Annotated in this window: 7 protein-coding genes; 2 read left to right on the top strand and 5 right to left on the bottom strand. The window is 71.3% G+C overall.

What is annotated here, in order from left to right:
- Together BU198_RS16745 and BU198_RS16740 are read left to right on the top strand one after the other, a co-directional pair.
- A partial coding sequence (locus tag BU198_RS16745; RefSeq protein ID WP_188297653.1) for a class E sortase occupies positions 1-794 on the top strand: 794 nt, incomplete at its 5' end.
- Between the two features lie 37 nt (positions 795-831).
- Positions 832-1,689: a class E sortase gene (locus BU198_RS16740; RefSeq protein WP_188297652.1), complete on the top strand. Its 858-nt coding sequence runs from the start codon at positions 832-834 to the stop codon at positions 1,687-1,689.
- Between the two features lie 166 nt (positions 1,690-1,855).
- Here BU198_RS16740 and pknB read toward each other — a convergent pair whose 3' ends face one another.
- From pknB to BU198_RS16715, 5 genes are all read right to left on the bottom strand, one after another.
- Positions 1,856-3,964, bottom strand: a complete 2,109-nt coding sequence (pknB, locus tag BU198_RS16735; RefSeq protein WP_188297651.1) for a Stk1 family PASTA domain-containing Ser/Thr kinase — start codon at positions 3,962-3,964, stop codon at positions 1,856-1,858.
- Positions 3,965-4,224: 260 nt separating this feature from the next.
- Complete coding sequence (locus BU198_RS16730) at positions 4,225-5,682, bottom strand: peptidoglycan D,D-transpeptidase FtsI family protein (RefSeq protein WP_188297650.1); 1,458 nt, start codon at positions 5,680-5,682, stop codon at positions 4,225-4,227.
- Positions 5,679-7,055, bottom strand: a complete 1,377-nt coding sequence (locus BU198_RS16725; protein ID WP_317620157.1) for an FtsW/RodA/SpoVE family cell cycle protein — start codon at positions 7,053-7,055, stop codon at positions 5,679-5,681. The genes BU198_RS16730 and BU198_RS16725 overlap by 4 nt, the downstream gene beginning before the upstream one ends.
- A 160-nt stretch (positions 7,056-7,215) precedes the next feature.
- A complete protein-coding gene (locus tag BU198_RS16720) occupies positions 7,216-8,829 on the bottom strand; it encodes a PP2C family protein-serine/threonine phosphatase (RefSeq protein WP_188297649.1) in 1,614 nt (537 codons plus the stop codon).
- Between the two features lie 53 nt (positions 8,830-8,882).
- Positions 8,883-9,315: FHA domain-containing protein (locus tag BU198_RS16715; protein ID WP_223244488.1), on the bottom strand; the 433-nt coding region annotated here is incomplete at its 5' end.

Here is a 9,315-nt window from a genome sequence, read left to right as displayed (position 1 = left end):
GTGCCGCGCAGGGCCGCACCACGCTGCGCTCCGGCAGCGGACGGCGCCGGTCGGACGGCCGCGCCGCCGGGCGGCCGCGCCCCAAGGAGTCCCTGCTCGTGGTGGCCGCCAGGGGCGTCGGCGAGCTGTGCATCTCGCTCGGCGTGGTGATGCTGCTGTTCGTCGCCTACCAGCTCTGGTGGACCAACGTGCAGGCCGACGCGGCCGCCGACGGGGCCCGCAACCAGCTGGAGCAGCAGTTCGAGGCGGCTCCGCCGCCCGCCAAGCAGGGGCAGCCGGGACAGCCGGCCCCGGACCCGGCCAAGCCCGAGGTGTTCGAGCCGGGCAAGGGCTTCGCCATCATCCACATGCCCAAGCTCGGGCTGAAGTTCCCGATCGCCGAGGGCACCGCGAAGTCCTCGGTGCTCGACAAGGGCCTGGTCGGCCACTACGCGGGCACCGGGATGCCGGGCGACAAGGCGGGCAACTTCGCGCTGGCCGCCCACCGCAACACCCACGGCGAGCCGTTCCGGTACATCAACCAGCTCGGCAAGGGCGACAAGATCGTGGTGGAGACCGCGGCCGGCTACTACACCTACGAGGTCACCGGGGCCATTCCGGAGACCTCCCCCAACAACGTGGGCGTGATCAAGCCGGTGCCGAACGGCGCCGGGTACGCCGGTCCCGGACGCTACATCACGTTGACGACCTGCACTCCGGAGTTCACCTCCAAGTTCCGTCTCATCGTCTTTGGCAAGATGATCGAGGAACGGCCGCGTGCCCAGGGCAAGCCGGCCGCGATCACGGGCGGGTGACCGCCCGGCCGCCCGGCCCGGAGGGGGAGCACCGCAGATGCAGGACGAGACCGCGCAGTCGGCCGAACCGGTGGAAGAGGCCTTTCCCCCGCCCGAGCCGAGGGCCGGACGCGGGCGCCGCCGGGCGCTGGCCGCGCTCGGCGTCTTCGGCGAGCTGCTGATCACGCTGGGCCTGGTGCTCGGCCTGTTCGTGGCCTACTCGCTGTGGTGGACAAACGTGCAGGCGGACCGCGCGGCCTCGGCGGCGGGCGACCGGCTGCGCAGCAGCTGGACCGCCGGCCCGACCCCCGGCCCCCCGGCGGAGCCCGGCGCCACCCCGGCCCCCGGTGCGTCCGGCGGGCCCGGTGCCGCGGGTGCCACCGGTGCCCCGGGCAGCCCGGGTGCCGCGCCGAGGCAGTTCGCGGCGGGGGACGACGTGGGCTTCCTGCACGTCCCGGCGATGGGCAGGGACTACCAGGTGCTGATCCGGATGGGCACCTCCACCGAGGTCCTGGACGACGGTGTGGCGGGCGTCTACGAGCAGCCGTACAAGGCCGCGATGCCCTGGGACCCGGAGGGCAACTTCGCGCTGGCCGCCCACCGGGACGGCCACGGCGCCAAGTTCCACGACCTGGACGCCGTCCACAAGGGCGACGCGGTCGTGGTCGAGACCAAGGACAAGTGGTACGTCTACAAGGTCGACGGCTCCCTGCCGGAGACCACCAAGTACGACACCGGCATCGTGGCGCCCGTCCCCGCCCGCTCCGGCTACACCGCCCCCGGCCGCTACATCACCCTGACCACCTGCACGCCGGTGTACACCTCGCGCTACCGGATGGCCGTCTGGGGGAGCCTGGTGCGGGTGGACGACATGGACGCCAAGCGCACCCCGCCGCCGGAGCTGCGGCACTCCTGAAGCCCCTGCAGGGCCCTCCTGGGGGCCGTACGGGGCCCTGCGGGGCCCTACGGGGAGAGGAAGGCCAGAGGGCCCGCCGCGGGTTTCGCGGCGGGCCCTCAGGCGTGCTGGGGAGTTACCCGGGCTCCGGCCCCCGGTTCAGTCGAACCAGGGGAATATCGGAGGCCTAGTGGTCCCCTTTGGCGGGTGGGGTGGTGGGGTCGCCCCCTTTGGGCGGCTCGGCCGCCTTGGTGTACAGCTGGATCTGGGTGTTCGGGTCGACCGGGGTGCCGGCCGGCGGGTTGCTCTGCTGCACCGTGGCGTTCGGGTCCGCCGGACCGTTGACCACCGTGTAGGTCAGGCCGAGCGCCTTCAGCTGGTCGGCGGCCTGGCCCAGCTTGACGTTCGCCAGCGGCGGGACCTGGGGCTTGTCCTGCGCCTTGTAGATGGTCAGCGTGATCTTGGTGTTGGCCGGGGCCTTGTTGTTCGCCGGGACGGACTGCTGGGCGACGGTGTTGACCTTGCTCGGGTCGGGGGCCGCCACGGTCTTCGAGGCGTCCACCTGGAAGCCGAGGCCCTGGAGGGTGGACTGCGCGTCCTCCTTCTGGGCGCCGACCACGTTCGGGACGGTGACCTTGGCCTTGCCCTGCGACACGGTCAGCTTGATCGCGGCGCCCGGGTCGACCGCCGCGTTGGCCGCCGGGTCCTGGGCGGTGACGGTGTCCTGCGCGGCGTTGTCGTCATCCTTGTACTCGGTGGTGACGTTGGTGAAGCCGGCGTCGGCCAGCGCCTTGGTGGCCTGGTCCTTGGACTTGCCGACCACACCGGGAACCTGGGTCTTGGCCGGGCCCGAGGAGATCTGCACCGTGATGGTGGAGGTCTCGGCGACCTGGGTGCCGGCCGCCGGGTTCTGGGTGCAGACCTGGTCCTTCTTGATGTTGGTGTCCGGGCAGGCGATCTTCTCGCCCTCGGTCAGCACGATCTTGGCACCGGCCCCGGTGGCGGCCGTCCTGGCCTCGGCCAGGGTCTTGCCGACCAGGTTCGGGGCGGTGACCTTCGGGGTTTCCTTGGTCCCCTTGTCGCCGAACATCGCCTGGGCGACGAAGAAGGTGCCGACCAGGACCAGCACGGCGGCCACCGCCAGCACGATCCAGGAGGTGTTGCTCTTCTTCGGCCGGTCCTCGCCCCTGCGGCCGCCGCGGCCGTAGCCGTCGTCGTTGCCGCCGCCCGCGGCGCCGGCGTAGCCCTGGCCGTAGCCGTCGTCCTGGTAGCCGCCCTGCTGCCCGTAGCCGGGCTGCCCGGAGGCCTGCGGCAGGACGGTGGTCGGGCCGCCGGGCTGCTGCGGAAGCACGTTGGTCTGGCCGTACGGGTCGTGCTGCTGCGGGTAGCCGTTCTGGTCGTAGCCGTAGCCGGCCGCGCCCATGCCGTAGGCGGCCTGCTGGGCGGCGGCCACCGGCAGGCCGTCGAGGAAGCGCTCGATGTCGTCGCGCATCTCGTCGGCGCTCTGGTAGCGGTAGTCGCGCTCCTTGGCGAGGGCCTTCAGCACGATCGCGTCGATCTCGGGGCGCACCTCGGGGTCGAAGACCGACGGCGGCTGCGGCTCCTCCCTGACGTGCTGGTAGGCCACCGCGACCGGCGAGTCGCCGACGAACGGCGGGCGGACGGTGAGCAGCTCGTAGAGCAGGCAGCCGGTGGAGTAGAGGTCGGACCTGGCGTCGACCTGCTCGCCCTTGGCCTGCTCGGGGGAGAGGTACTGGGCGGTGCCGATGACGGCGGAGGTCTGCGTCATGGTCATTCCGGCGTCACCCATCGCACGGGCGATGCCGAAGTCCATGACCTTGACGTTGCCCTGCCGGGTCAGCATCACGTTGGCCGGCTTGATGTCGCGGTGCACGATGCCGGCCCGGTGCGAGTACTCCAGGGCCTGGAGGATGCCGATGGTCATCTCCAGGGCGCGCTCGGGCAGCAGCCGGCGGCCGGAGTGCAGCAGCTCCCGCAGCGTGGACCCCTCGACGTACTCCATCACGATGTACGGGATGGAGATGCCGTCGATGTAGTCCTCGCCGGTGTCGTACACGGCGACGATCGCGGGGTGGTTCAGGGACGCCGCCGACTGTGCCTCGCGGCGGAAGCGGGCCTGGAACGACGGATCCCGGGCCATGTCGGCCCGGAGCGTCTTCACTGCGACGGAGCGGCCGAGCCGGGTGTCATGGGCGAGGTACACCTCGGCCATGCCGCCGCGTCCGAGGACGCCGCCGAGCTCGTACCTGCCGCCGAGGCGACGAGGCTCTTCCATAGATCCGACCCTCTCCCTCACCCGTGGGCGAGGTTGTGACGTAGGTGTCCCCGCACGCTCTGGGAGACGCCGCGCGGTCCGCGACCGGTTCTCCGGCCGAGCCGTGCGGTGCCTCGCGGGCGGCAACGGGCACACCCGCTGCTGGCGGATACGCTACCGGTCGTACCGCATCGGACCGGAGTCAGCCGTCGGCCGATATCAGACCGGTATCCGGACGGTACTGGCGTTCGTGACGTTCCCCTCACTCCGGACCGGCCCTCCTACTTGGCGAGCGCGGCCTGCATCACCGCCTTGGCGATCGGGGCCGCGAGCCGGCCGCCGCTGATGCCGTCGCGGTTCTGGGAGCCGTCCTCGACCACCACCGCGACCGCGACCGACTGGCCGTCCGAGGTCTTGGCCCAGGAGGTGAACCAGGCGAACGGCAGCCCGGCGTTGTCCTCGCCGTGCTGCGCGGTGCCGGTCTTGCCGCCGACCTGGAGGCCGGGGATCTGGGCGTTCTTGCCGGTGCCGTTCTCGACCACCGAGACCATCAGGTCCTGCATCTTCTGCGCGGTGGCCGGGCTCATCGCCTGGGAGAACTGCTTCTCGGTGTGCTTGGAGATGGTGGTCAGCGAGGCCGAGCGCTCCTGGTCCACCAGGTACGGCTGCATCAGGCTGCCGTTGTTGGCGATCGCGGCGGAGACCATGGCCATCTGGAGCGGGGTGGCACGGGTGTCGTGCTGGCCGATCGAGTCCTGGGCGGTGCCGTCCAGGCCGGGGCTGTCGGGGAAGACGCTCTTCTCGGAGCGGACCGGCGTGTCGATCGTGCTGTTGAAGCCGAACTTCTCGGCCTGCGCCCGCATCCGCTCCTTGCCCAGGTCCGCGCCCATCTTGGCGAAGACCGTGTTGCAGGACTGGTCCATCCCGGACTTCACGGTCGCGTTCTCGCAGCGCTCGTTCGGGCTCTCGTTCTTCAGCTGGGTGGTGGTGTTGGGCAGGATGTACGGCTCCGGGGTCTCCGTCGCGTCGTCGATGCTCTGGTACCGGCCGTTCTCGAACGCCGCGGTCGCGGTGACCAGCTTGAAGGTCGAGCCGGGCGGATAGGTCTCCTTCAGCGCCCGGTTGAGCATCGGCTTGTTCGGGTCCGCGTTGAGGTCCGTCCAGGCCTTGGTGTCGGCCGCCTCGCCGCCGGCGAAGGTGCCGGGGTCGTAGGACGGGGTGGAGACCAGCCCGAGGATCGCGCCGGTCTTCGGGTCGAGGGCGACCACCGCGCCCTTCTTGTTCCCCATCGCGTCGAAGGCCGCCTTCTGGACCTTGGCGTTGATGGTGGTGACGACGTCGCCGCCGCGCTTCTGCTCGCCCGTCAGCATGTCCAGGGTGTTGCGGAAGAACAGCCGGTCGTCGGTGCCGGAGAGGATGCCGTCCTCCAGGTACTCCAGCTGGTTGGAGCCGTAGGCCTGGGAGGAGTAGCCGGTCACCGGGGCGTACATCGGGCCGTCGACCCAGGAGCGCTTGTACTTGTAGCGCAGGCCGTCGACGAAGTCGGACTTGGTGACCGGCTGGCCGCTGACGATGATGTTGCCCCGCGGGTGGGCGTACCGGTCGTACAGCTGGCGCTTGTTGTTCTTGTTGGTGGCCCAGGACTCGGCCTGGACGCCCTGCACCCAGTTGGTGCGGACCATCAGGGCCAGGATCAGGACGAGGCAGAAGATCGAGACCCGGCGGATCGGCTTGTTCATCGGGCGGCTCCTCCGTGGCCCTCGGTGGCCGGGGCCGGTTCGGCCCCGGGTCGGCGGGCGCTGTCGCTGATCTTCAGCAGGATCGCGACCAGCGCCCAGTTGGCGACCACGGACGAACCGCCCTGGGCGAGGAACGGCATGGTCATACCGGTCAGCGGGATCAGCCCGGTGACACCGCCGGCCACGACGAACACCTGGATCGCCATCGCCGACGAGAGGCCGACGGCGAACAGCTTGCCGAACGGGTCGCGGGCGGCGAGCGCGGTGCGCAGGCCGCGCTGCACCAGCAGCGCGTACAGCAGGAAGATCGCCATCAGGCCGGCCAGTCCGAGCTCCTCGCCGAAGGAGCCCAGGATGAAGTCGCTCTTGGCGGCGAAGCCGATCAGCCAGGAACGGCCCTGGCCCAGGCCGGAGCCGGTGGCCCCGCCGGAGCCGAGCGCCATCAGCGACTGGCCGATCTGCTCGGTGGCGCCCTGCGGCCGGTTGGGGCCGAAGACGGCCATCGGGTCGAGCCAGGCGTTGATGCGGACCTTCACGTGACTGGCGGTCGAGGCGACGGCGACCGCGCCGCCGACCGACATCAGCAGGCCGAACAGGATCCAGCTGGTCCGCTCGGTGGCGACGTAGAGCATCACCACGAACAGGCCGAAGAACAGGAAGGACGTGCCCAGGTCGTTCTCGAAGATCAGGATCAGCAGGCTGAGCAGCCAGATCACGATGATCGGGCCGAGGTCCCGGCCGCGCGGCAGGTACAGGCCCATGAACCGGCGGCTGGCCAGCGCCAGGGCGTCCCGCTTGACCATCAGGTAGCCGGCGAAGAAGACGGTCAGGATGATCTTGGCGAACTCGCCCGGCTGGATGGAGAAGCTGCCCATCCGGATCCAGATCTTGGCGCCGAAGTCCTCGTCCCTGGACGGGAAGAAGGCCGGGGCGGCGAGCAGGACCAGGGCCACCACCATCGAGATGTAGGTGTAGCGCTGGAGCACCCGGTGGTCCTTCAGCAGGACCATCACCCCGATGAAGCCGGCAATCCCGAGGGCCGACCACATCAGCTGGTTCTCGGCCGCCGGGTAGTTGTTCTTGAGCAGCTTGCCGGCCTTGTCCAGCCGCCAGATCATCACCACCCCGAGCCCGTTCAGCAGGGTGGCGATCGGCAGCATCAGCGGGTCCGCGTACGGCGCGAAGCGGCGCACCAGCAGGTGCGCGACCATCGCCAGGGCGCCCATGCCGAACCCGTAGCCGAGCATGCCCGCGGGCAGCTTGCCGTCCATCGCGAGGCCCACGTTGGCGTACGCGAGGACCGGCAGCAGCACCGCGAAGGCCAGCATCGCCAGCTCGGTGTTGCGCCGGTTGGGCGCCTCCTGCGGGGAGATCGTGGTGTTGTCCCGCCGACGGGGGACGGCCCGCCCGGCCGCCGCCCGGCGCCGGCCGGACCGGGTGGTCTCTTCGCTCACGTCGTAGCTGCTCACGTGGTGACCGCTCCCTGACGGCCGGCAAGCCCGCTCGGGGCCGTCCTATGTCGGATCACGGTCGTCACTGCTTCGGGCAGGAGTTGGCCCGGCTGAGTTCCTCGTCGGTCAGCGGCGCCTGGTCGCCCTGCGCGCCGGCGGCCGGAGGAGTGGCGTTCGGCGCCGGGGCGGGTGCCCCGGGAGTGGTCGGGCCCGGCGTGGTCGAGGGCCCGGCGGTCGGCGTCGCGGCGGTCGTGCCGCGGTTCTTCTCAGCTGGGGTGGGCGTGGTGGCCAGGTACGCGGCCTGGGTGGCCGGCGGCGTGGCCGGAGCGGCCGGCCTGGCGGCCCGCTGGCAGAGCTGGACCCAGCCGTCGAGCTCGTTGACCGTCGACTGGGCGTCCTTCATGCTGCCGACCGAGATGGTCTTCTTCACGTGGGCCTGCTGGTCCTCGGGCAGCCACTTCAGCTGGATCCTGCTGTACGAGGAGTGCACCGAGGACAGGCTCAGACCGGCCAGGTTCTGGTTGATCCCCTGGTAGATCGCGACGTGGTCGTCCTGGGTGCCGACGTAGTACTGGTCCTGGGTCCACTGGTAGCCGAACCAGCCGGCGCCGCCGAGCAGGCCGAGCGTGACCAGGGCGGCCAGCGAGAGCGTCAGGCCCTTGCGCCTGCGCTTCCCCGGCCGCTCCTCGTCGAGGTCCTCGGAGCCGTACACCGAGGGCTCACCGGAGCCGTAGCCGTACTCGCCCTCGTACCCCTCGGCGGGGCCGAAGCCGCCCTGGGCGGCGCCGTACTCGCCCTCGTAGCCCTCGGCCGGGCCGAAGGCGCCCTGCGGGCCGCGGCCGAGTCCGGCGGCGCGGCCGGCCGGGGTGTCCGCGATCGAGCGGTCGGCGGCGGCCGAGGACGGCGGGGCCTCGGCGACCGCGCCGACCACCACCGGGACGTCGCTGAACTGGCCGCTCGTGGTGTCCGTGGCGCCGACGTCGATGACGTCCGCCACGATGCAGGTGATGTTGTCCGGACCGCCGCCGCGCAGCGCGAGCTGGATCAGCTCCTGCACGGTCTGCTCGGGCGCGTAGTAGCTGCCGAGGGTGTCCTGGAGGGTCTGGTGGCTGACCGGGCCGGAGAGGCCGTCGGAGCAGATCAGGTAGCGGTCGCCGGCCCGGACCTCGCGGATCGACAGGTCGGGCTCGACCTGGCCGCGGCCGTCCAGCGCGCGCATCAGCAGCGAGCGCTGCGGGTGGGTCTCGGCCTCCTCGGGCGTGATCCGGCCCTCGTCGACCAGGCGCTGCACCCAGGTGTGGTCCTGGGTGATCTGCACCAGCGAGCCGTCCCGCAGCAGGTAGGCGCGGGAGTCGCCGACGTGCACCATGCCCATCCGCTGGCCCGTCCACAGCATGGCGGTCAGGGTGCAGCCCATGCCCTCCAGCTGCGGGTCCTCCTCGACCATCTGCCGGAGCCGGTCGTTGGCGCCCTGGACGGCGTCGCCCAGCAGGGTCAGCAGGTCGGCGCCCGGCACGTCCTCGTCCAGCCGGACGATCGAGCCGAGCACCTCGGAGGAAGCGACCTCGCCGGCCGCGGCGCCGCCCATGCCGTCGGCCACGGCCAGCAGCCGCGGCCCGGCGTAGCCGGAGTCCTCGTTCCCCTCCCGGATCAGTCCCTTGTGGGAGCCGGCGGCGAAGCGCAGCACCAGGGTCATGCGACCTGTGCCCCCCTCTGGGTCATGGACGGGATGCTGTCCCTCATGCGCTACTACTTCCGCAGTTCGATGACGGTCCTGCCGATACGGATCGGCATGCCCGGCTGGAGCGGGGTGGGCGCGGTCAGGCGCTGCCGGTCCAGATAGGTGCCGTTGGTGGAGCCTAGATCCTCGACCGTCCACTGCCCAGTCTGATCCGGATAGATCCTGGCATGCCGGGAGGACGCGTAGTCGTCGTCCAGGACGATGGTGGAGTCGTGGGCACGGCCCAGCGTGATGGTCTGGCCCTGGAGCGCCACCGTGGTGCCGGCCAGCGAGCCCTGCACCACGACGAGCTGGGTCGGGCCGCCGCGACGGCGGCCGCCGCCCAGGCCGCCTTCGCCTACGCCACCCGCGGCTACCAGGTCGTGGTGGAGTCCCCCACCGTCCCGGGCGCCCTCGACACCTTCCGCCGCGAGAGCCGCACCACCGGCGCCGCCCTCCACT

This window comes from Streptomyces sp. CBMA156 (genome assembly GCF_014596515.1).
Taxonomy (GTDB): Bacteria; Actinomycetota; Actinomycetes; order Streptomycetales; family Streptomycetaceae; genus Kitasatospora.
This window is presented reverse-complemented; position numbering and strand designations above follow the sequence as displayed.